Here is a 23,087-nt window from a genome sequence, read left to right as displayed (position 1 = left end):
CGCTATAAGAAGTATTACATAACAAGAAGTATAAATATAAGCGATAACCATAGCAAAAAACGCCAGTGGCTGATGCGACTGGCGTTTTTTGCTGGGAATTAGGTGTTAAATATTAGGTGCCCATATCGAGTATTAAAAACTAGGGTCTTTAATCGATAGATGCCTTTATAGACAGATTTGAATATCAGCCGTTTTGTTTGAGGTACGGCCAAGCCGCTTTTAGATAAATCATCATCGACCATAGCGTCAAAACCACGGCGGCCACCATAAGCGCATAGCCGATGGTTTCAAGCGACTCCCAGTTTAGCAGCAATACGGTAATCGCCACCATCTGAAAGGTGGTCTTGAGCTTGCCGACATAGGATACCGCCACACTGGTGCCTTTGCCCAGCTCAGCCATCCACTCACGTAGCGCCGATACCGCGATTTCACGCGAGATAATCACAATCGCTGCGATGGCCATGATGATATTTGGGTGCCACTGCACGAGGATAATCAAAGCTGCCGCCACCATCAGCTTGTCAGCGACAGGGTCCAAAAAGCGGCCAAAGGCTGAGGTGACATTGAGCTTACGAGCAAGATAACCGTCTAGCCAATCGGTAATCGCCGCTAAGATAAACACACCCGTCAATAATAAATGGCGCAATAAGCTATCGCTAAACTCACTCATTCCTACCCGCGCGATGACATTATCTGAGATGGCAGGCATGCCAATTCCCATCGCTGGCGGCCAGTAAGCAATCGCTACAAACAGCGGAATCATCAAGATACGAGCAATGGTCAGATTGTTTGGCAAGTTAAAAATACTTTTGGTGTTTTGCTTACTTGGTGGTTCCTGCGTATGCAAATGCGTACTCTCAGTCATGGCAAACCCAGTTTTATATAGACATAATAATGGCAGATAGCTTAGCACTTTTCGGGCAAGCCGTCATGCCATCTCTTATACTGCCCCCAAAGATAAAACGTAATGTCATGTAACCAAAATCGCCGAATCGTAGCCAAATCACCATCAGTTGCGTTATGATAGCCATGCAAACGAAAACACTTGTACACTTAAATATGTAAGTAAATATATCTGCCTATTGAACGGATTATAATTGCCCTAATCTTAGTAAGTATAGTCAGTACCGAAGATATCTTTTTAGATGTCTTTGTAGACAAGAACCAAAACGGCCATGTACAGTACTTTTAAGCATACTACTTATGTGTCTAGTGCCATGCAGTGTCGATGAAAACACGTAATAACCGCATAACAACAACAAGATACCACCACTGCCTTGTAGCACGATTTTGCTACCTGTCCAGTTTTCCTCAGCCCACAGCACCTCCTCTGTGGGCTTTTTTTTGTCTGGTAAATTTTCTACAGTAGATTAGGGCGTGTCTTTTTCTTTTTTGCTCTTAAAGGGCTCAGAAAACTGTAAAATCAAAAAACCAACCGCTGACAGAATAATGGCAATCTCGTAGCGACCATAGGCCACCGAAATACCGATTGCGCCCGTGTTCCATAAGCTGGCCGCCGTGGCAGTGCCTTTTGAACCCATCTCGTTTTTAAAAATCGCCCCGCCGCCGATAAAGCCCATACCCGTGATGATGGCATACATAATCCTCGCCTCACCTGCTGATTCATAGATATCCATACCCACCAGCATAAATGCACAAGAGGCAATCGTCACTAGCGGAAACGTCCTCAGCCCCGCGCCGTTGTCTTTCATCTCGCGGTTGAGCGCGATGGGCAACGATAAAATAAAGGCAACACCCAATTGGAAAAAGTGGTACTGCATGAGGTCTAAGTCTATATCGAATCCAAACATAGCATCTCCTCCATGGATATTATCAACGGGCCTCCCGCCCAGCGCCGATTATTATAAACGCCCTCTGTCATTATCAAGGGGTAGCAACGCATCACCCTGAAAGCGCGGCGCAGATCACCTCAGCTGTCTGCTGCGCCATGTGATAGCAGCTCTCAATATTGCCTTGCCCGCACCAGTCGCCACTGACGATCCATTGCCGAGACGCATCAGTGAGTACGCCTTGGGCGGGGATTTGCGCATCCGAGCGCGTCGCGGCATAGCGCCAGCGATGACAGTCGATCTGTGTGGGAACACAGGTATCATCCCAGCCCAAAGCATGCTGCGCTGCTGTCAATAGCGCAGCTTGTACCGGCCCTATCTCTTCATCGACCTGCTGCTCGGACCAGTCGTTGCGGGCATGGATGGTGATACTCGGTAGCAGCGTTTCATGGGCAGGTTTTCGCTGCTCTATAAATATCCTATCGATGATCGAATCATTGACATAAGCGACGTCCCATCTGCCACCGTCTTCTGCATCCGTCAGCGCCGCAGGAAGTGCCTGCCCCTCATTCCAGCCGAGCATCAGCGTGTAGCAAGCTTGCATCTTGATGGTGCTGATGCTCTCTTGTTTGTCAAAGTCACTGCCAGCCATCAGCTCGCCTGCTTGCACGTTTGGCGCGGTACAGATCACCCAGTCAAATAGCCCAAGACTATGGCCTGCTTCATCAAACAGCTCAGTTTTTTGCTTATTTTCGCCAGCTGCTGGCTCAGTGTACTGCGCCAGTGGTGCCACACGGGTTTGAAAACGCATGGTGGTGTGCTGTAGCTCGCCTGCCAGGGCGCGCCCCCAACTGGTCATCTTTGGGGTACTGATATAGCGAGCTTGCTCGGTATTCCAGCGCTCTTTTTTTATGGTAGAGGGCCGCTGACCCGCCGTATGGGTAGCGGTCATCTCAACCACATTGGCACACCACGGCTGTATCGTACCCATGTCGAGCCATGGCGCTATAAACTGCTGAAAGCTGGCGGTCTTTGCGGTAAAAAACTGCGCCCCAAACGCCCATTGCCAGTTTTTATGCGTTTGGCTATCGTGGCGATATCGGGTGGCCAAACGCCCCACGCTGCGTGATTTTTCAAAAATCGTCAGCTGCGGCATCGGCTGGGCGGCAGGCGTATGACCAAACGCACGCTCCAACAAAGTGGCGGTAAACAGTCCCGTCAACCCGCCACCGATGATGGCAATGGTCGGTGCAGCGGTATCAGCAGGATGACAAGAGTGGAGTGTGTGCTCAGACATAACAACAGTCGGCCTTGTGGTGTTTTGATCAAAAAAATAATGTGTGTAAGCCAGCATGTGCAGGCAGTCTTGTGCAGATAGCGAGGCTCATAAAAGCTATTGAACCCTTAAAACCTGCTGATATCAATATCATCTACGTAAAAAAGCCATGCTACCGTCGATAACATGGCTTTTTTTATTGTTGATACTACTATTACTATTTACTTACCTGCTTACTCACCGCGTTCTGCCTTGACCACCTCAACCAGCTGATTGATCACTGAGCTATCGGCTAGCGTGGATAAGTCGCCCAAGCCCACATACTGCCCTGCAGCCAAATTACGCAAGATACGGCGCATGATCTTGCCTGAGCGGGTTTTGGGCAGTGCATCGACGATATAGATAGCATCAAGATTGGCAATCGGGCCGATCTCTGTACGCACATGGCGATTTAGCTCGGCTTTTAGCGACTCTGTGGCCGTCTCGCCAGATTTTAAGATAATAAAAGCACAAACCCCCATGCCGCGTATCTCATGCGGCATACCGACGATAGCCGCCTCAGCGGTCGCCGGATGCGCCACCACCGCGCTTTCGATCTCCGCTGTGCCTAAGCGATGGCCTGAGACATTGAGCACATCATCGACACGGCCGGTGATCCAGTAGTGTCCATCTTCGTCGCGCTGCGCGCCGTCCCCTGTAAAGTAATAACCTGGGTACTCACTAAAGTATGTCTTTAAAAAGCGCTCATGGTCGTTATAAATCGTACGCATCTGCCCCGGCCAGCTGCTCTTAATTACCAGATTGCCTTCGGCAGCGCCTTCTAAAACCTCGCCATCCGTATTGACAATCTCTGGCTTGATACCGTATAGCGGGTTCATCGCCGCCCCTGGTTTTGGCGCCACCGTGCCTGGTATGGGAGCCATGAGAATACCGCCTGTCTCAGTCTGCCACCATGTATCGACGATGGGGCATTTGCCACTACCAACGATATGATAATACCAGTCCCAAGCCTCTGGGTTGATTGGCTCGCCGACCGTACCCAGCAAGCGTAGGCTGGAGCGATCCGACTCACGGACAAAGGCATCGCCCTCTTTCATCATCGCCCGAACCGCTGTCGGCGCCGTGTACAAAATCGTCACGTCATGCTTATCAATGATATGACCAATGCGCGCCCACGTTGGATACTCAGGCACCCCCTCAAACATCACGGTCGTCGTACCATTGGCAAGGGGTGCATAAGTGGTATAAGTATGCCCCGTCACCCAGCCGACATCCGCCGTACACCAATAGACGTCATCGTCTTTGATATCAAACACGTCACGGAAAGTTGAGATGGCATACGTCAGATAGCCGCCTGTGGTGTGCAGCACGCCTTTGGGCTTACCCGTAGAGCCTGAGGTGTATAATAAAAACAACGGGTCTTCGGCATTCATCACCTCAGGCTCGCAATGCTCAGACTCGCCATCGATTAAGGTATGGTACCAAATGTCGCGGCGGCCACTCATCGGTACTGAGTTACCAGTACGGTGCACGACGACGACGTTGGTGACCGTGTCGGTGCCATCCATGTCCAACGCCCGATCAACGTTGGCTTTTAACGGGGTATGTTTATTACCGCGCACGCCCTCGTCTGCGGTAATGATGACTTTGGAGCGACTATCGACCAAGCGATTGCCCAAGCTCTCAGCAGAAAAACCGCCAAATACCACAGAGTGTACTGCGCCGATGCGGGTACAGGCCAGCATACCGATCATCGCCTCTGGTATCATTGGCATATATAGGGTCACTCGATCGCCTTTTTCGACACCCAGCTTGCGCAGTGCATTGCCCAACCGGCAGACTTCTTCGTGCAGCTCTTTAAATGAGATTATTTTATGCTGCGACGGGTGATCGCCTTCCCAAATGATGGCAGGCTTGTAAGGATGGGTCTTTAGATGACGATCGAGACAGTTGACAGAGACATTGAGCTGACCGTCTTCAAACCATTTGATGCGAAAATCGTCCAAATCATAGCTGACGTCGCTGATTTTGGTGGGTTTTTTTATCCAATCGACCAGCTCAGCACGCTGTGCCCAAAAGGCATCATTGCTCTCAGGAGATTCGATAGATTGCTGATAGTCTGTTTGGTATTGCTCCGCGCTGGTATTGGCGGCGGCAAGAAAGTCGTCTGCAACAGGAAATGATTTTTGCGTCATAGTATTCATCCTTTTTCATTATTATGACTCGCACAAACCGCCGCGCGCGACTGCCTGTACAAGCAATAAGAGTCATCTTCCATAATGTGTGACACTCTGTGTTAGTTTGACAAATAAGCGGGACGGTTGCAAGGCATCAATGCCCATTCATAACAATTTCACTATACAGCCGTATACTTGCTTATTGCTGGCGCGCGACTGCACCATTACATTTAATCCTTGTAACCTGATATGAAATATGGACAATAGCTACACGCCAGCGGCGATGACACGCGCCTATATTAGCTTTTTTTCGCCGATGAGGGTTTTTGACTGTTGTTAAGCACTTAACCTGTTTAGCTTCCCTTTATATGGGCTAATCTAGACGTCACGCGCATCCCCCACCCCTTTTTATTTATGAGATCCCCATGAGTCACCATCGTCCCGCTTCCCACTCTACCCATTACGACGTCATCATCATCGGTGCGGGCGCATCCGGTCTATACTGTGCGCTTACCGCTGGTCGCCGTGGTCGCCGCGTGCTGGTGCTCGACCATGCCAATAAAGCAGGCAAGAAAATCCTCATGTCGGGGGGCGGACGCTGCAATTTTACCAACTATGTCGTCGAGCCGAGCCATTTTATCGGCGCCAATCCGCACTTTTGTAAGTCGGCCTTGAGCCGTTATTCTAATTGGGAGTTTATCGGTATGGTAGCGGCGCACCATATTCCCTATCATGAGCGCGAGCACGGTCAGCTGTTTTGTGACGACTCAGCCCAAGACATCGTGACCATGCTGCTAGATGAGTGCGCGGCAGTCGGTGTGCATATCAAGCTTAGTACACAGATTGATGGCGTAAAACCGATCGATAGTGCCAACCATGCGCGCTTTGAGTTGAGCACCAGCAAATCGCTTAGTAAAAAAGAAAAGCAAGCAAGAAAAGAGGTCACAAGCTCGCCCACGTTGCCACAAACCATTTACCGCTGTGAGTCGCTGGTGGTGGCAACGGGCGGCTTGTCGATTCCGACGATGGGTGCCAGCGGTCTTGGCTATGAGCTGGCGCAGCAGTTTGGTCATACTCTGGTGGCAACCGATGCCAGCCTCGTGCCTTTTACCTTTACCGATCAGACTGGCGAGCTTATCCGCTCACTGGCAGGCATCAGCCTACCGGTGATTGCCAGCAATGAGCGCATCTCCTTTAGACTACCGCTGCTATTTACTCATCGTGGGCTCTCAGGCCCTGCCATGCTTCAGCTTTCAAACTATTGGCATACTGGAGAAACCATCCGTATCAACCTGCTGCCAGATACTGATATGACTGCACTCCTGCTTGCTCACAAAAAATCCCATCCACGCCAGCTGGTTCGTACCGTTTTGGCTGACCATACCACCAGCCCGCTACCCAAAAAACTGCTCTCCGCCCTACAAGCGCATCTGTGGAATGACATCAAAGAAACCGAGCTTGCCAATATCAAAGACGAGCGGCTACTGGAGCTGGGCGCGGCGCTCAACGGCTGGCAGCTCAAACCCTCTGGCACCGAGGGCTACCGCACCGCCGAGGTCACGCGCGGCGGGGTGACCACCGACGAGGTATCATCAAAGACCATGCAAAGCAATTTGCAAGAGGGCTTATATTTTATCGGTGAGGTGCTAGACGTCACCGGCTGGTTGGGCGGCTATAATTTTCAGTGGGCGTGGGCCAGTGGCCATGTATGCGGCGAGATAGTATAAGTGGTATAAGCCGCATTATCATGCCTCCGCTGCTCCTGCTCTATGTAAAAAACCCAACCAATCTTGCGTCAGTGAAATAATGACTCAAACAAGCATAATATATGTTATTTTGAATATATACTGAGATAATACTATATTGAGGCATCTGACGCTTGGCTCCCGTTATGCTACATAAGCCATATACTATTTTTATGAGGTGATACATGCGTCCGATCAAACATATTCATGGTGACAAAGCGCCACAATGGATAGGTGATGGTTTTTATGTAAAAACCTTAATCAACCATTTGGATGATGACCCCGACATTAACTATCGCCATACTGACCCGTTTTTGTTATTTGACTATGGCCAGCCGACCACCTTTGCCCCAAACCCTCATTATCAGACCAAGCCGCACGGCATCGGACAACATCCGCACAAAGGCTTTGAGGCAGTGACTGTCGCGTATGCAGGTGAGATCAGTCACGCTGACTCGGCCGGCGGTCGCGGCGATATTTTGGCAGGTGATGCCCAGTGGATGACCACAGGGCGCGGAATCACGCATGAGGAGTTTCACTCTGAGGCGTTTGGTGCGCGCGGCGGGCTATTTAGCATGGTACAGCTGTGGGTCAATCTGCCGAGCGCTCATAAACTAACAGCGCCAAGATATCAGAGCATCAAGCGCGCCGACATGCCGATGGTGACGCTAACAGCAGATAGTAACTATCAAACAGCGATTGGCACAGCGGCGATTATCGCTGGTGATTGGCAAGGTATCAAAGGGGCGGCCAGCACCTTTACACCCATTAACCTCTGGGACATCGCGCTACATCGTGCAGGCGCAACGACACTACAGCTCCCTGATACTCACAATGTGCTCCTGCTGGTACAAGAAGGTGAGGTGCTGGTGAATGGCACCGCCATCAGTGCGGGTCATTTGATACAATTTGCCGCGCCAACCCAGCACCGCGCTGAGATGGCGGCGGAGCAAGTGGCAACTCATGACCGTATTGAGCTGTGCCTTCTCGCCGCTCACACTGACGAGCTGGCCGCTACTCCTGTCAAAGCGCCTGTCAAAAAAACGCCTGTCGAAACTTCTGCCAAACTGCTGTTACTTAGCGGTGAACCTATCGGCGAGCCTGTAGCAGCCCACGGACCCTTTGTCATGAATACCAAAGAAGAGCTACATCAAACCTTGCGTGATTATCAAGCGGGTCGTTTTGGTCAATGACCCCTGTATCAATCGCCGCTATATTAATAACCGCTATATCAATGACCGCTATATCGTCGATACTAAGGCGTATCTCAATTCAATCAATAGCCGTCTAAATGAGCTAAAAATGAGGAGCTGGCCTACTAAAAGGTCTGTCAAAATTAACAAATATCGAAGCCCTAACATCGAATTTCTCATAAAAAAGCCGCTTTACAAAGATGTAAAGCGGCTTTTATTGTATCTTGATGACCAAAAAATATTTGCTAATCCTAAACAAATTTTTGTTTCTTAATTGTTTCTACTATGTTAGTATGACGAAAAAATTTGTTTGGTCCAACTCTGACTTTTAACACCATTATTTTTATTGTAATTGTTAAAAAGGGATTTTTATGATTAAGAAAAAACTCACTAAACCTTATCAATTATTGACGCTAGGGTTAACTGCAACTCTACTGCTTGTAGGCTGTGACGATGACTCAAACAATAATTCAAATACTACCCCCAACGTCGAAAATCCTACAAATCCTAGCGAAAATTTGGGAAGTATCTCAGGGTCAATAGTCGATCAAATAAGTCTAGAGCCAATAGCTAATGCCACTATTACAGTAGCAGGACAGCAGTATACTAGCGACGCTGATGGTAAGTTTCAGTTGACTAATTTAAAGGTTGGCGAAACGGTAACGTTAATAATCAATGCTGAAGGTTATCCAGAGCGCAGCTTTACAACATCAGTATCTAATGGTACTGCCACAGAGGTGGAATATCAGCTCAATAACGATAATACTGTCGTGTCAGTTACTCAAGTTGCCTCAAAAGCCTTCAATCTAGTTATTGAAGATTTGGGTGCACAAGTACGTATTCCTGCCAATGCCTTACAACGCGCTGATGGACAACCTATCGTCGGTAACGTCACTGTCAGTATGGATGTTGTGACCCCAAGTGTTGATCCAGAAGAGATGCCAGGCGGCTATGGTATCGTAGGTGGCGGTTTTATGGAGAGCTGGGGCGCTTTAATTATTACCGCTCAAGATGATGACGACAATGAGTTGGTATTAGTAGAAGGCAACATGGCCTCATTGGTTATCCCAGTATCCACTAGAAGTTTAGCACCACTACAAGAGCAATTGCCTTTATTCTTTTATGACATCGTACAGCAAGGCTGGGTTCAAACCAGTACTGCTACCTTACAAACCTTAGTCAATGGCACACAGGTTTATGCTGCTGATGTGAATGAGATAGGATCATGGAACGTCGATGTCGCTATGGAGACTGTCAATGTCATTGGCTGCGTTGCAGATACTGATGGCGTTCGGATTGACAATGCATTGGTTAAAGGCGATGGCATCAATTACTCTGCTATTACTACTGCTATTACAGATAGCAATGGCGACTTCTCGTTACCGGTGCGCCGTGATAGCAAAATGCTCGTTTTTGCTCAAAACGGTAATCGCACTTCTAACGCTCAATCTATTATTACTGCAAGCGGCAACTATCGTATTACCGAAGGATGCTTAACCGTTAGTACAGAGAACGATAGTCTGTCTATTCGTCTCACTTGGGGCGAGCAGCCAGAAGATGTCGACTCGCATCTTCTAACCCCTTCAGGTGATCATATTTTTTTCGCAAATGAGGGAAGATTGAGTGCAGCGCCGTTTGCTAATTTGGATGTTGATGATACCGATAGTTTCGGTCCTGAATTTATTACAGTACGCAATCTGATGATAGGACGCTATCGTTACGGCTTAGATAATTTTAGCGAGACTAAAAATCCGAGTCTTAAAAACTCTCCTGTTAATGTATTTCTAGCTGGGCCAACTATTCGTAGCCGTACACTAACACCAACAGTAAACGATGATAACCTTAACAGTACCTTCTGGCATTCGTTTGATTTAGTTGTAGATGAGAGCTGTAACATCACTTACGAGTCTGTAGATCGTTGGTTAACAGATGAAGAAGCAGTCAATACGTTTGAGGTTGTAGCCTCTACTCCTCGTTACTGTGTTGCTCCTTAAGTTATTTTAAGTTGCTCGTCTCTCTCATTGAAAAAGCCACCTTACTACTACAGTAAGATGGCTTTTTATTGTCTTAGTTTTTCAAAACTAAGCCTGCTTTTGCTCCAAATAAGGATAATCGGTGTAGCCCTCGCTACCGCCACCATAAAAGCTCTGCGGATGCTGCTCATTTAACGGTGCATCTTGACGAATACGCTCCGGCAAATCAGGATTGGCAATAAAGTCACGACCAAAGGCAACCGCGTCGATATAGCCGGCTTGGATATTTTGCGATGCTTTTTCGGCAGTATAGCCGCCAGCTGCGATAATCATGTTGTCGAACGCTTGGCGGATGCGCTGACGGAAGCCTTCGGTATAAGGCGTGCCACCCGCCCAATCAGGCTCAGAGATATGCAGATACATCAGATTGCGTTTATTGAGCTGCTCAATCAGCCAGATATTATCGTCTTCATCATAGCCAGCATCTACGCCATTAAACGAGCCTTGCGGAGAAATACGAATACCAACGTGATCGTTATCCCAAGCCGCAATACAAGCGTCAACGACCTCGAGCGTTAGACGGGCACGGTTTTCTTTACTACCACCGTATTCATCATCGCGCTTATTGGTGTGCTCGGCCCAAAACTGATGCAGCAGATAACCATGAGCGCCGTGGACTTCTACCCCATCAAACCCAGCTTCGCGAGCCATGGTTGTTGCATGAGCGAAGTCTTTGACCACTTGCTTAATGTCGTCCAAAGTCGCCGGACGCGGCGGTGTGGCTTCGACGCGAATCGCTTGATTATCGCTATCACGCAGTGAGGTACGAGCGCCGACTTCGACATCAGAGGCGGAGATCGGCGCTTGCCCATCTGGCTGCACGCTTTTGTGCGCGACCAGTCCTGTGTGCCACATCTGCACGACGATTTTGCCGCCTTTGGCATGGACATTATCGACCACAGCTTTCCATGCGGTGACTTGATCCTTAGTATGAATACCAGGCGCGCCAGCATAGCCTTTGGCCTGAAAGGATACCTGCGTCGCTTCGGTGATGACCAGCCCTGCTCCTGCGCGCTGCGAATAATACTCGCCTGCCATTGCGGTCGGCACATCGCCTGGCTCGACTGCGCGCAGACGGGTCAGAGGTGCCATAATGATACGGTTTTTGAGTGTTTGGCTGCCCATTTTGACAGGTTCAAATAAATTATCGTGTGCCATATTGTGTCCTATGGTGTTTGTCGTGATTGGTGAATGTTCGTTATTATACTGCTGCCTATAGTCGACGCTAAATAAATCAGATACATCGCTATCAAGCCGCTCAATGCTTTGTCATACATACTTATTATAATATCGGTGCGCTGCGTATCTATATGCGCTGCGACCGAATAAAGGCATAAAAAGTCATATTGAACGACCGTTACCTTTATAGGGAGCGGATGGATTTATTCAAGCAAGCGTTACAAACAAAAACACCTCTGGTCTTTATCTATCCTGCCCCTTGTCCTGCCATCCATGCAGCAAATCAACGCAGCCAATCATGCACAATGATATGACGATAAAACCTCGGCTAAATATATCACAATGACGCGTACCATACTGCCCTGCGCCCTATATCTTATCTCTAGCTTGTGTGTCTCTCGATTAAATAGCGAAAGCTAACATTTATCAATATAAAAGCAACGCCGTCATCCAATAATAGACGGTGTTTTATTCGTATTAAATAGTAGCAATATCGCGTATTTAACGTATCAAAAACATCGGTCAAATAGAGAAAAATATGCAAACGCCAACCGCAGCGCCCCAAACAAAGCATCGAAAACACCTTGCAAAAAAATACTTGCCAGCGGCTTGCAGTGTGGGGCTTATGTTGGCCTTGAGCGGCTGTCTTGCGACAGAAAAGCTCGACTATCAGCTAATGCGACAAGAAGATGCAAAATGGGTCGCGGTCGATCAACTGACCGATAGACTCATCGCCGTTGGTAAGCCTAGCGCGCCTATTGGAGGAGTGGATAATGCGATTGTGCTTGCAGGGGAAAAGCGCAGCTATCTGGTACAGAGCACAAACCAAGACCCTGAGCTGACAGCTATACTAAATCACGTCAATCTGGCGTATTTTTCCTTTAAACCCATGCCAACAAAAGACACGCCGCACTTTGCGATAAGAATTGGTGAAAGCGGCTGCCCCTCTCGCCCTGACGTTTTATCATTATCAGACAGACACCACGTTGGCAGAAGAAAAAAGGCTAAAGGCGCTGATGCCTCTTGCCAAAGCCTTTGACATCACTACCTTCCCTATTCAGTTGATCATGGTCGGAGGCGTAAATTAACCACACCGCCGCGGGCTTGACATGGTATTTAGCTGCTAGTATTTGACTGCAAGTCCTTACCTTTCAGCGATGAGATGGCCTGCGCGAGTTTAGGGTTTCAGCAGTTTTTTAACCGACAACTCAAGCGACAGATAAGTGCCGATTAATATCACCACCGAGCCAATGATGGCGCGGGTATCTAGCGCCTCACCCAGCAGCACATAGCCCAAGATAATGGCAAAAATAGGAATCACCAAAGTGATGCTCGTCGCCCGCGTCGGTCCGATGTTTTTAATCAATTGGTTCATAAAGATGAGGGCAATCGCTGTAGAAAAGACACCTATACAAACCACCGACACCCACGCCTTGGCGCTGATGCTCTGATCATAAGGAAACGCATAAAAAGCCACAGGCAGCATCAAAATACTGGCGATGATCAGCGAGCCTGCAGTGATGGCCACGGGTGAGACATTATATAAATAATGACGGGTGATATTGGCCCCAACTGCATAGCCGACGCAGGCAAGTAGCGCATAGCCCATTGGCAACAAACCGTTAGCCAATCCGGCCTCTGAGGCACCGCCAGCAAGCAAGCTTTCGCTCATCAAAATAGCGACTCCGATCACACCGATGACCAAGCCCAGCACTTGTCTTTTGGACAGCCGGTCTTTAAAAAAAGTACTGGCGATAAAGCCGCTCATCATCGGCACAGAGGCATTGAGCACCGCCAACACTCCTGCGTTGACTGACTGAGCAGAAAAAGAAAACAACACAAACGGCAGAGCCGCAGAAAAAATACCAACCAGTGCCAGCAGCTGCCAATGATCGCGCAGACCGTCACGGTTTTTCTTATTGACCATGACAAACGCCAGCATCACCAGCCCAGCAAATATCACCCGCAGACTGGCAAACGCTAATGAGCCAAACTCAGGCACGCCAATGCGATAAAACACAAACGACAGCGACCACATAAACGACAGCGTGATAAAAATAATGAGATCGCGTTTGCTCATGGGTTCGTCCTAATTAGCGCTGAGACCGTCTTAGCAGTCATAAAAAATGCCATGTGATAAAACATGGCAATGATAACAGCTTAGGACGTATTGAACATAGCGTAAGTAGCGATTAAATATCGACATCTGATTGCTATTTTGACAAATCCACTTTGTCTAAGACAAAATCGATATCTTTGTCACCGCGGCCTGATAAATTGACCAAAATCGTCTCATCAGGCGACATGTCTTTGGCCGCACGCATCGCATAGGCGATGGCGTGCGCCGTCTCTAGAGCAGGTATGATGCCTTCAAGCCGCGATAGCGCCATAAATGCCTCTAAGCACTCTGCATCTGTCGCTGACTCATAAGTGGCCAGATTGTTGTCCTTCAAGAGTGAGTGCTGCGGGCCGACACCTGGGTAGTCCAGACCAGAGGCGATCGAATGCACAGGCGCAGGCTCACCCTTGTCGTCGAGTAACACATAGCATTTAAAACCATGAATCGCGCCTTTCGTCCCAAGCGTCATCGTCGCCGCATGATTGGGCGTATCAAGACCTTCGCCTGCAGGCTCGACGCCGACTTTTTCTACCTCTGTATCACCCAAAAAGCCGCTAAAGATGCCAATAGCATTAGAGCCGCCGCCAACACAAGCGACCACTTTATTAGGCAGTGTGCCAGTAGTTTCTAAGAACTGCGTCCGCGCTTCACGGCCGACGACCGACTGGAAGTAGCTGACTATCTCAGGATAAGGCGCAGGCCCGAGTGCTGAGCCAATGGCAAACATACTGTTGTCCAAATCACTAAGATAAGTCTCAAACGCACTATCGACCGCCTCTTTTAGCGTGCCTGCGCCGCGCGATACCGGCACGATATTGGCACCCAAGATTCGCATACGGCTGACATTGGGATGCTCTTTTTCGATATCGACGACGCCCATGTGGATCTCACACTCCACGCCCATCAGCGCCGCTGCCGTAGCTAGTGCTACGCCATGTTGCCCTGCACCCGTCTCGGCGATGACTTTGGTTTTGCCGAGCTTTTTGGCGAGTAACACTTCCCCTATACAGTGATTAATCTTGTGCGCGCCCGTATGGTTGAGGTCTTCACGTTTAAAATAAATCTGCGCGCCGCCGCAATGCTCGCTTAAGCGTCTGGCATGAAATATCGGACTAGGCCGACCGATGTAAGTCTGACGCAAGCGGCTCATCTCATTAACAAAATCATCGTCTTTAATGATCGCACGAAAGCCTGTCTCGATCTCCTCCATCGCTTTTGCCAGCTCAGGATGCTCAATCTTGCCGCCATACTCGCCGTATAGACCATCAAGGCTTGGCAAAATAGAGTCGTGCAAACCGTAAGTGTTACTGCTGTCATTGGCTAATGCTGTCATGGCTCATTCCTGTTGTCTGATTCACTATTGTCTATTTGAAGCTGAATTAAATATAGAAAACGATCTAAATTATAATAGAAATTTGTTATTATGTTCTAGTGCATTGAAACAGATTTTAGGCTAAGTTTTATGGCAGGTCAAGCATTACTGCTCTGCTAATAAAGCAGTGCTCACAAGTAGAATAATGAACGTATTTCGCCTTTATTGATTGAGGCAAAAGGAGAATAAAATGGCCAAACAAGACAGTCATTCTAACAGTCACTCTAATAAAGCTTATGACTACTTGTTAGCGCTACTGGCTCAGACCAATGATAAAGCCCATTTATCAGAGATACTTAAAGCGCTGTTGACCGAAAAAGAGCAAGCTGAGCTTGGCAATCGCTTAACTATCTTTGCACTACTACAGCAAGAAGTGACGCAACGAGAGATTAGCGCGCAACTTGGCGTCGGTATCGCCACAGTGTCGCGCGGCGCCAAAGTATTTCATCAACATCAAATCGATGAATTGCTACCGGATATTGGCGATAAAATTAATATCTGATAGCTATCAACATTTAGCGCAAGAAAATTACCTATAAAAGACTTTTAAATGCTATATTTATAGAAATTTGTTTACTAAATTAGGGCGTGTCCCTATTTCAAAAATGGTGATAAAAATGAGATAAATCGCAGGCAAACAAGGAAAATAGCGCAGGTAATATCAAGATATTGACCAGCTATTTGACACCGTTTGCCAAAGATTTAGCCATTTTTAGCCCATTTAGTCATAAACGCTTGAATTAGGGACACGCCCTAGTATTTCATTGGTAAACGAATTTATTTTTGCTATTTAAAGGACAGCTAAAAGACATTCATTTTTAATCTTATTATCACTATTTGAGGAGCACATTAATGAGAAAAATAGCTTTGTTTATCGGTGCTATGTCAGTAGCAACAGCAGGTTTTTGCGGCGTTGGACAGTTTTCGGGTGACACCACTTGCTATGTCTATAAACAAGATGAGTTACAAAAAAAGCTCACCTGTCAATATGAGGGTGCCGAAGGCGCAGCGATGAGCTACGCCTTTAGGCAAGTTGACTACAATTTACCAGGATTCGGTAAAATGGCGACCTCGAACAGTGCAGATTATGATGACAATGGCAATCATACCGGATGGACGACCACCGTCAATGATGAACCTGCTATCATCAGATATCGCGCACCATCTAGCAAAAAAGTAGTCAGTCAAACATATGCAGAGTCGGGTAAAGAGGTTCTAGAATGTTATTTGAGCACAACCTCGCAGTGGGAGATTTGTGCTGAATAGAGTGAGATAGTATTGATACTTAAAAGATCATAAAGCTAAGTATTATACTCAGCTTTATGATGGTTAGACGTTCTATGGACCTAAGCTTTTAATTGCTTTATCAATACTTTTTAATTGTTCATTAGTCTTTATTAAAGTTTCTGAAATTTTCTTATCCCAGTTTGAGTCAGAAATATCTGTCTGATAAAAGGCTTCAACAGAAAGCTTAGATGAGCTAGACAGTTTGTTAAGCCAGACCTTAGCATTAGCTCTTCCATAATAAGCTGTGACCACAATGCTTTCTCCACCAATATATTTTTTTAACCCTCCATATTGTCCCCAAGTAAGAACTATTTTCTGATTAGGAGCTAAAAAAGGTATTCCACTTACAATGGGTCCGGATGACATCGTGTTTGGCATATTTCTAGGTTCTTCTATACTAAAGGCTTTCTCAGGTAAGCTTCTTGATGTTTTAAAACTAATGTTCTCCGCTGGGCCTTTACCTATATTCTCAATAATTAGAATTATAACTGAAGGGCGCTTCTTATCTGTATCAGCATATACGATAACTTCTGGATCAGTTGAGGACCGATAGACAGCATAGGTAATCATAGCCGACGCCGTCGCTATTAAAGCCATAAATAAAGATACCCAATTCACCCATTCTGTTTGCATGAATACAATCTCCGTGAAGCTAATGTCAATAGGAAAACTCAACTTTTAACTACTTTATCAGCTTGTTAAGCTTTACACCTCGTTTTTTAAGAACATACTTAAACTTTAGCAACGTTCTTATCATCGATAAGAATGTCAGCATCTGTTTATAATCTTCAATCTATAAAAATTGTTAAAAAAGGATCCATCATGAAACTACGCATCCTAAAATCTAGCGTTACCAACCCTTGGTTTAACCTCGCCACCGAAGACTGGATATTTAATACCCTCAACCCCGACTCGCACACGCTTTTCCTATGGCGCAATAGCGAGACCGTGGTCATCGGACGCTCGCAAAATCCGTGGGTAGAATGCAAAATCGATAAGATGGAAGCCGACGAGGTGTTTTTGGCACGGCGGCAAAGCGGCGGCGGCGCGGTGTTTCATGACTTGGGCAATACCAACTTTACCTTTTTGTCACCCAAGGCCGACTACGACCAAGATGCTAACTTCACTATTATCGTCAATGCGCTAAAAAAACTCGGTATCGATGCTGAGCAGTCCGGACGTAATGACATGCAAGTCGGCGATAAGAAAATATCAGGCAGCGCCTTTAAGCATGCGTCTGACCGTAGCTTTCATCATGGTACGTTACTCGTCAATGCCAATATGCAAAAGCTTGGCGATTATCTCAACCCGCATCCGCTCAAATTGCAAGCCAAAGGCATCAAATCGGTGCGCTCTCGCGTGGCCAATCTGGTTGAGTTTAATGAAGATATCAATCACGAAGCTTTATCCGATGCCATTATCGAAGCGTTTTGTGAATACTATCAAGACACTGATTATGACGATACTACGCCCGTAGAGGAACTAGACAGAGACACCCTAGCAAAAGAACCTTCGTTAAACGCCTATTACGAGCAGATGGCGGACTGGAACTGGCGCTTTGGTAAGACGCCGCAGTTTAGCCATCACGTTGAGACCCGTTTTGACTGGGGTATTATTGATTTGCATATGGATGTCCAGCAAGCTGTCATTACCGATGTCGTCATCTTCTCTGATGCGCTAAATGTGGAGCTGATCGACTTGTTGAAGCAGACTTTAACGGGCACTAAATACAATCGTAGTGAGGTAAAAGCTAAGCTTGCTGAGCTAGCCCAAGCACATGATGAATTAGCCGCGCAAGTTGGTGATGTGTCTGAGTGGCTGACTAGTGAGATGGAAGGCTAAAGGTGCTTCGGCTGTAAGCAAAACATAGGCTTGCAACCGCTGCTACTTTATTCTAAACCATCCAAAACAGCCTTCACCTCCGTCACATACTGACCCAAATCAGGATCCAAATTGAACCCTTTAATTGGCGTAGGTAAGCCTTTTTGCTTGCCAAGTCGTATGATAATCACGTCCTCCTCGGGTAGCACGAGCACACGCTGACCTAAGTGTCCAAGCATCGCGTAATATAGGCATTGCCGGTCACAACCAAGCCTAAACTGACAATAATCAGTAGCGCTACAATAGGTAAAACAATCCATTTAAATAGAGTCTTTAACACTACCATTATAAAATCCTTTTTTATGGCGTGGTTGATGAGGGCGATTGCGTAACGTTGATAGGGTTTAATTTAGCATGGGTGTGAAATTTTGGGAGGTGGATTTTTGAGTGGTGAGTTTAGAGTGTAGGCTACTTATGACATTTGAAAACAATATTAACTACGACCAATACTTGCAAGAAAACAGATCTTACCGCTAGCCCTGACAGACGCGGTATCCTGTCGTAGATGATGGTGCTGCGGACTCTGGCTAGGGGCGCTATCGAGGTAACAGGAGCGTCACTAGACAGAGTAGTCCGCACGCCATCAGCAAGGCAGATATAAGCAGACGGCAGGAAATTGCTCCCCTACCGTCCTTTCAATTTAAAACTTTAATTCAAAAATTAAACTTTTAAATACTCGCCGCAACCTCAGCCCCATCACGAATGGCGCGTTTGGCATCCAGCTCAGCAGCGAGCTTTGCACCGCCAATCAGATGATACTGTGCGTCTGGCGCATCACCAACGTTTGGCATCAGCTCAACCACCGACTCTTGACCGGCACAGACGACCACGCTATCGACACGGAGCAGCTGGCTTTGGCCTTGCGGATTGGTGACCCAAATGCCCTCGTTAGTGATTTTCTCGTACTGAACGCCTGCGACTTGGATGACGCCGTGCGACTTGATATGGGCGCGATGCACCCAGCCAGAGGTTTTATTGAGTCCGCTACCCAGACGGCCTTTGGTGCGCTGCATCAGATACACTTGGCGAATCGGCTTGATGCCCTCAGGACGGATTAAACCGCCATCGCTTTGATAGTTAGTATCGTTAGTGACGCCCCACTCCTCGCGCCACTCGCTAACAGACTGCGGCTCAGGGCGGTAGCTTGGGTCTTTTAAGGTCTCAGGGCCGAGCTCATCTAAAGGCTGACCATGACGCGCGGTTAGATATTCGCTGACATCGAAGCCAATACCGCCAGCGCCGATGACTGCCACCGTATCGCCGACTGATTTTTCACCAGAGAGTAATTCTGCGTAGCTGATCACTTGCGGTAGATCCGCGCCTTCTAGCTTGCCTTCAAGGCTTCTTGGTACGACACCCGTGGCGACAACCACATGCTGGAATTTACCATCTTCAAGCATCGCTTTATCGACTTTGGTATTGAGTTTAATCTCAACGCCTAAGTGCTCAAGCTCATTGATATAGTAGCGAATGGTCTCAAAGAACTCTTCTTTACCTGGGATGACTTTGGCATAGTTGAACTGACCGCCTAAGATATCGCGCGCTTCAAATAGCGTGACCTCATGACCACGTAAGGCTGCGACATGAGCCGCTGACATACCAGCGACGCCGCCACCGACGACCGCGACTTTTTGTGGGTTTTTGGTCTTTTTGTAGACCAGCTCAGTCTCGTAGCAAGCTTGTGGATTAACAAGGCAAGTTGAGCGTTTATTCTCAAAAGTATGATCAAGACAGGCTTGGTTACAGGCGATACAGGTATTGATGCGATCGGCTTGACCGTTTTTGGCTTTATTAACCCAGTGCGCATCGGCTAAGAACGGACGCGCCATCTGAACCATATCCGCCTGACCTCTGGCGACGATATCCTCTGCCGTCTCTGGCATGTTGATACGGTTGGCTGCCATCATCGGGATACTGATATGTTTTTTGATCTCAGCGGTGAAGTCGACAAAAGCGGCGCGTGGTACGCTAGTGACAATCGTCGGGACGCGTGCTTCATGCCAGCCGATACCGGTATTCATAATGGTCACGCCCGCTTCTTCTAGCGCTTTGGCGACAGTGATGACCTCGTCCATGACGTTGCCGTCTTTGACCAAGTCAATCACTGACAAACGGAACAGAATGATAAAGTCTTCGCCCACCGCTTTACGTACGGCTTTGACCACATCGACGGCAAACTTCATACGGCTATTGATATCACCGCCGTATTGATCGCTGCGCTGATTGACATGGCGCGATAAAAACTGGTTGAGTAAGTAGCCCTCAGAGCCCATGATCTCAACGCCATCATAACCCGCTTGCTTGGCCAGTTTGGCAGAGCGTGCGTAGTCCTCGACCGTCTGCTCAATGTTTTTGATAGTCATTTTGCGCGGTTTAAATGGCGTGATGGGTGATTTGATTGGGCTGGAGGAGACGATAAACGGATGGTAGCCATAGCGACCACTATGCAAGATTTGCATGATGATTTTGCTATCGTGTTTGTGTACGGCGCGGGTGACGCGTTGATGGTTGATAACGTCCATTTTAGTATTCATGGTACCGCCAGCAGGGAGCAGCCAGCCTTCACGATTGGGCGAGATACCGCCGGTGATCATCATCGCCACGCCGCCTTTGGCACGCTCTTCAAAATAAGCAGCAAGCTTGCCATAATTGTAAAAGCGATCTTCTAAACCGGTATGCATAGAGCCCATGACTAAGCGGTTTTTGAGCGTGGTAAAGCCTAAGTCTAGCGGCTCAAAAAGATGCGGGTAGTGCTCATTGCTTTGAGCAGTATTGATGGTGTTATTGCTGCTGGCTTTGCGATTCTCAGTGCTGCTAGCGCTCATGTGACGATCCTTGTAAATTCAGGTTGATGAGGGGTTCATAGTGCAAAAGAGCTAAACCTTATATGACTGCTATCGTAACACAACCGCTTTGTTGTCAGCTATGCAGACAAACGACTGATGAGTGAACACAAGCTATTTATCATTTATATTCAACTCTATTCAGTGTTTTAAACGACTCTTACAAATCTAACCGACTTCTGCGCTGTCTTTGGCTATAATGAATACGCTTTTAATTGAAATATTTGCTGAATTGGTAAAGCAAAACCATCATCACAGTGTATTTAAATTATAGTAAAACCCGAAATAAGATAAAGGACTATCGCTATGACTGATTTCCATACTGGCCTTGGTAAGAATCCTGCTAACTATCAACCACTTACCCCTATCGACTTTATTATTCGTAGCGCGCAGGTCTACCCTGACAAAGCCGCCATTATCTACGATGATCTTCAGCATAATAATCTCATCCAGAGTTGGAGCAAAACTTTTGAACGTTGCCGTCAGTTATCAGATGGCCTGCGCAAACTGGGTATCGATAAAAACGACACCGTAGCCGTCATGCTGCCTAATACCCCTGCTATGGTTGAGGCCGCTTTTGGGGTACCGATGTCGGGCGGTGTGCTTTGTACGTTGAATACTCGGCTCGATATCAATGCCTTAACCTTTTGCGTGCAGCATTCTGAGGCCAAAGTGCTGATTATGGATAGCGAGTTTGCGGATTTGGCGGAGATTATCGACGAGACTTTTCCTAATCTGATCGTCATTCATGCGACAGATGCAGCCATTGAGGTAGAAGATTTTGGTAAAATGACTTACGAGGAATTGATTGCCAGCTCAGATGATTTGGATAATTGGGAAAAACCTGAGGATGAATGGGAAGCTATCGCGCTCAACTATACTTCTGGCACGACTGGTAAGCCAAAGGGCGTGGTCTACCATCATCGCGGCGCGACGCTAAACGCACTATCTAATATCTTAGATTGGGATATGCCTAAGCATCCGACCTACTTGTGGACGCTGCCACTATTTCATTGTAATGGCTGGTGCTTCCCGTGGACGATCGCCGAGCGCGCAGGCGTCAATGTCTGCTTACGCCAGATTGATGCCGAGCTGATTTTACAATTAATCGCTAAGCACAAGGTCACTCATTACTGCGCGGCGCCTGTGGTGCATAATATGATAGCGGGCGGTAAACAAGAGTACAAAGACGCGATTGATCATAAGGTAAAAGGCTGGGTCGCTGGCGCGCCGCCATCAGAGACGATGCTGACAGCAATGGAGGCGATGGATTTTGATATCACCCATGTTTATGGCTTGACCGAAGTCTATGGACCCGTCACCGTCTGCGCTGAGCAGCCCGAATGGCAAGACATGGACGTCGCTGAACGCGCGCAAAAAAAGTCACGTCAAGGCGTGGTTTCACACTTAATGACAGGCTTTGAGGTCTTTAAACAAGGCACGACGGATCCGGTTGAAGCCAATGGCGAGGAGATGGGCGAGCTGGCGCTGCGCGGTAACATGGTAATGAAAGGCTATCTAAAAAGCCGTAAAGCCACTGATGAAGCGCTAAAAGATGGCTGGTTTCGCACCGGTGACTTGGGGGTCAAATACCCTGACGGCTATATCAAAATTATGGATAGGCTAAAAGACATCATCATCTCAGGCGGCGAGAATATCTCAAGTATCGAGGTCGAAAACGTCTTATACAAACTACCTGCCGTGCAAAGCTGCGCTATCGTTGCCGCCCCTCACGACAAGTGGGGCGAAGTACCTGTTGCCTTTATTGAGATTCACGAGGGTAGCACCTTACAGCGCGACACTGTCATGGCACACTGCAAGCAGCATTTAGCAGGCTTTAAAGTGCCCAAGTACATTATCTTTGCCGAAGTTCCGAAGACCAGTACCGGTAAAATACAAAAGTTTGAGCTACGTCAAGCGGCCAAGTCATTAGCCCATGAGACACCAAAAGTCACCGCTAGCTCCGAGTAGCGCTATGCAGAATACTTATTGATGCTAAGTATTTATTAACACTAAATAATAAAGCTCAGCCCAGGGCGTGTCCCTATTTTAAAAATGGTGATAAAAATGAGATAAATCGAAGGCAAACAAGGAGAATAGCGCAGGTAATATCAAGATATTGACAAGCTATTTGACACCGTTTGCCAAAGATTTAGCCATTTTTAACCCATTTAGTCATAAACGCTTGAATT

General features: G+C 47.5%; 18 protein-coding genes. 8 read left to right on the top strand and 10 right to left on the bottom strand.

All coding sequences use genetic code 11. The annotated features are described in order from the left end of the window. Positions 1-184: 184 nt before the first annotated feature. The 4 genes from pgsA to acs all read right to left on the bottom strand — a co-directional run bounded on the left by pgsA (position 185) and on the right by acs (position 5,261). Positions 185-865 carry a CDP-diacylglycerol--glycerol-3-phosphate 3-phosphatidyltransferase gene (pgsA, locus tag JFC05_RS02870; protein ID WP_105246491.1) on the bottom strand — a complete coding sequence of 227 codons (681 nt, stop codon included), beginning with the start codon at positions 863-865 and terminating at the stop codon, positions 185-187. 505 nt (positions 866-1,370) lie between these two features. Then, entirely contained in the window at positions 1,371-1,811 is a 441-nt protein-coding gene (locus tag JFC05_RS02865; RefSeq protein ID WP_105244671.1) for an MgtC/SapB family protein, read from the bottom strand. 91 nt (positions 1,812-1,902) lie between these two features. Beyond that, on the bottom strand, positions 1,903-3,087 hold the full coding sequence (locus JFC05_RS02860; RefSeq protein ID WP_198335689.1) for an NAD(P)/FAD-dependent oxidoreductase: 1,185 nt from the start codon (positions 3,085-3,087) through the stop codon (positions 1,903-1,905). Positions 3,088-3,299: 212 nt separating this feature from the next. Beyond that, complete coding sequence (acs, locus tag JFC05_RS02855; protein WP_198335688.1) at positions 3,300-5,261, bottom strand: acetate--CoA ligase; 1,962 nt, start codon at positions 5,259-5,261, stop codon at positions 3,300-3,302. Between the two features lie 407 nt (positions 5,262-5,668). Between acs and JFC05_RS02850 the strand changes: the two genes are divergently transcribed. The 3 genes from JFC05_RS02850 to JFC05_RS02840 all read left to right on the top strand — a co-directional run bounded on the left by JFC05_RS02850 (position 5,669) and on the right by JFC05_RS02840 (position 10,175). Beyond that, positions 5,669-6,970: a BaiN/RdsA family NAD(P)/FAD-dependent oxidoreductase gene (locus JFC05_RS02850; RefSeq protein WP_198335687.1), complete on the top strand. Its 1,302-nt coding sequence runs from the start codon at positions 5,669-5,671 to the stop codon at positions 6,968-6,970. A 203-nt stretch (positions 6,971-7,173) separates the two neighbouring features. Next, positions 7,174-8,181 carry a pirin family protein gene (locus JFC05_RS02845; protein WP_198335686.1) on the top strand — a complete coding sequence of 336 codons (1,008 nt, stop codon included), beginning with the start codon at positions 7,174-7,176 and terminating at the stop codon, positions 8,179-8,181. Positions 8,182-8,552: 371 nt separating this feature from the next. Beyond that, the gene (locus JFC05_RS02840) at positions 8,553-10,175 is read left to right on the top strand and encodes a carboxypeptidase regulatory-like domain-containing protein (protein WP_198335685.1); all 1,623 of its coding nucleotides are present in this window, start codon (positions 8,553-8,555) and stop codon (positions 10,173-10,175) included. A gap of 87 nt (positions 10,176-10,262) precedes the next feature. Here the strand turns inward: JFC05_RS02840 and nemA are convergent, their stop codons facing one another. Then, positions 10,263-11,372, bottom strand: coding sequence for an alkene reductase (gene nemA, locus JFC05_RS02835; protein ID WP_198335684.1), 1,110 nt, complete (start codon positions 11,370-11,372; stop codon positions 10,263-10,265). 559 nt (positions 11,373-11,931) lie between these two features. Between nemA and JFC05_RS02830 the strand changes: the two genes are divergently transcribed. Further along, positions 11,932-12,432 (top strand): hypothetical protein, encoded by a 501-nt coding sequence (locus tag JFC05_RS02830; protein ID WP_198335683.1) that lies wholly within the window; start codon positions 11,932-11,934, stop codon positions 12,430-12,432. A gap of 138 nt (positions 12,433-12,570) precedes the next feature. Here JFC05_RS02830 and JFC05_RS02825 read toward each other — a convergent pair whose 3' ends face one another. Continuing rightward, positions 12,571-13,473, bottom strand: coding sequence for a DMT family transporter (locus JFC05_RS02825; RefSeq protein ID WP_198335682.1), 903 nt, complete (start codon positions 13,471-13,473; stop codon positions 12,571-12,573). A gap of 133 nt (positions 13,474-13,606) precedes the next feature. Continuing rightward, positions 13,607-14,845, bottom strand: coding sequence for a tryptophan synthase subunit beta (trpB, locus tag JFC05_RS02820; RefSeq protein WP_198335681.1), 1,239 nt, complete (start codon positions 14,843-14,845; stop codon positions 13,607-13,609). 229 nt (positions 14,846-15,074) lie between these two features. Between trpB and JFC05_RS02815 the strand changes: the two genes are divergently transcribed. Both JFC05_RS02815 and JFC05_RS02810 read left to right on the top strand, forming a co-directional pair. Continuing rightward, positions 15,075-15,386 (top strand): Trp family transcriptional regulator, encoded by a 312-nt coding sequence (locus JFC05_RS02815; RefSeq protein WP_198335680.1) that lies wholly within the window; start codon positions 15,075-15,077, stop codon positions 15,384-15,386. A gap of 350 nt (positions 15,387-15,736) precedes the next feature. Continuing rightward, positions 15,737-16,150 carry a hypothetical protein gene (locus JFC05_RS02810; RefSeq protein ID WP_198335679.1) on the top strand — a complete coding sequence of 138 codons (414 nt, stop codon included), beginning with the start codon at positions 15,737-15,739 and terminating at the stop codon, positions 16,148-16,150. A 72-nt stretch (positions 16,151-16,222) separates the two neighbouring features. On the opposite strand, the gene JFC05_RS02805 is transcribed toward JFC05_RS02810, so the two are convergent. Then, a complete protein-coding gene (locus tag JFC05_RS02805; protein ID WP_198335678.1) occupies positions 16,223-16,804 on the bottom strand; it encodes a hypothetical protein in 582 nt (193 codons plus the stop codon). 189 nt (positions 16,805-16,993) lie between these two features. On the opposite strand from JFC05_RS02805, the gene JFC05_RS02800 reads away from it, so the two are divergent. Beyond that, positions 16,994-18,013, top strand: coding sequence for a lipoate--protein ligase (locus JFC05_RS02800; protein ID WP_198335677.1), 1,020 nt, complete (start codon positions 16,994-16,996; stop codon positions 18,011-18,013). Between the two features lie 47 nt (positions 18,014-18,060). On the opposite strand, the gene JFC05_RS02795 is transcribed toward JFC05_RS02800, so the two are convergent. Next, positions 18,061-18,207 (bottom strand): hypothetical protein, encoded by a 147-nt coding sequence (locus JFC05_RS02795; protein ID WP_227697378.1) that lies wholly within the window; start codon positions 18,205-18,207, stop codon positions 18,061-18,063. A 513-nt stretch (positions 18,208-18,720) separates the two neighbouring features. Further along, positions 18,721-20,877, bottom strand: a complete 2,157-nt coding sequence (locus JFC05_RS02790) for an NADPH-dependent 2,4-dienoyl-CoA reductase (protein ID WP_227697377.1) — start codon at positions 20,875-20,877, stop codon at positions 18,721-18,723. A 324-nt stretch (positions 20,878-21,201) separates the two neighbouring features. Between JFC05_RS02790 and JFC05_RS02785 the strand changes: the two genes are divergently transcribed. Further along, positions 21,202-22,866 carry an AMP-binding protein gene (locus JFC05_RS02785; RefSeq protein WP_198335676.1) on the top strand — a complete coding sequence of 555 codons (1,665 nt, stop codon included), beginning with the start codon at positions 21,202-21,204 and terminating at the stop codon, positions 22,864-22,866. The last annotated feature ends 221 nt before the right edge of the window (positions 22,867-23,087 follow it).

Source organism: Psychrobacter celer, from assembly GCF_016107555.1.
Lineage (GTDB): Bacteria > Pseudomonadota > Gammaproteobacteria > Pseudomonadales > Moraxellaceae > Psychrobacter > Psychrobacter celer.
This window is presented reverse-complemented; position numbering and strand designations above follow the sequence as displayed.

Coding starts and splice junctions, on each gene's coding strand:
- pgsA (WP_105246491.1), bottom strand. CDS start 865: ATGACTGAGAGTACGCATTTGCATACGCAGGAACCACCAAGTAAGCAA.
- JFC05_RS02865 (WP_105244671.1), bottom strand. CDS start 1,811: ATGTTTGGATTCGATATAGACTTAGACCTCATGCAGTACCACTTTTTC.
- JFC05_RS02860 (WP_198335689.1), bottom strand. CDS start 3,087: ATGTCTGAGCACACACTCCACTCTTGTCATCCTGCTGATACCGCTGCA.
- acs (WP_198335688.1), bottom strand. CDS start 5,261: ATGACGCAAAAATCATTTCCTGTTGCAGACGACTTTCTTGCCGCCGCC.
- JFC05_RS02850 (WP_198335687.1), top strand. CDS start 5,669: ATGAGTCACCATCGTCCCGCTTCCCACTCTACCCATTACGACGTCATC.
- JFC05_RS02845 (WP_198335686.1), top strand. CDS start 7,174: ATGCGTCCGATCAAACATATTCATGGTGACAAAGCGCCACAATGGATA.
- JFC05_RS02840 (WP_198335685.1), top strand. CDS start 8,553: ATGATTAAGAAAAAACTCACTAAACCTTATCAATTATTGACGCTAGGG.
- nemA (WP_198335684.1), bottom strand. CDS start 11,372: ATGGCACACGATAATTTATTTGAACCTGTCAAAATGGGCAGCCAAACA.
- JFC05_RS02830 (WP_198335683.1), top strand. CDS start 11,932: ATGCAAACGCCAACCGCAGCGCCCCAAACAAAGCATCGAAAACACCTT.
- JFC05_RS02825 (WP_198335682.1), bottom strand. CDS start 13,473: ATGAGCAAACGCGATCTCATTATTTTTATCACGCTGTCGTTTATGTGG.
- trpB (WP_198335681.1), bottom strand. CDS start 14,845: ATGACAGCATTAGCCAATGACAGCAGTAACACTTACGGTTTGCACGAC.
- JFC05_RS02815 (WP_198335680.1), top strand. CDS start 15,075: ATGGCCAAACAAGACAGTCATTCTAACAGTCACTCTAATAAAGCTTAT.
- JFC05_RS02810 (WP_198335679.1), top strand. CDS start 15,737: ATGAGAAAAATAGCTTTGTTTATCGGTGCTATGTCAGTAGCAACAGCA.
- JFC05_RS02805 (WP_198335678.1), bottom strand. CDS start 16,804: ATGCAAACAGAATGGGTGAATTGGGTATCTTTATTTATGGCTTTAATA.
- JFC05_RS02800 (WP_198335677.1), top strand. CDS start 16,994: ATGAAACTACGCATCCTAAAATCTAGCGTTACCAACCCTTGGTTTAAC.
- JFC05_RS02790 (WP_227697377.1), bottom strand. CDS start 20,877: ATGAGCGCTAGCAGCACTGAGAATCGCAAAGCCAGCAGCAATAACACC.
- JFC05_RS02785 (WP_198335676.1), top strand. CDS start 21,202: ATGACTGATTTCCATACTGGCCTTGGTAAGAATCCTGCTAACTATCAA.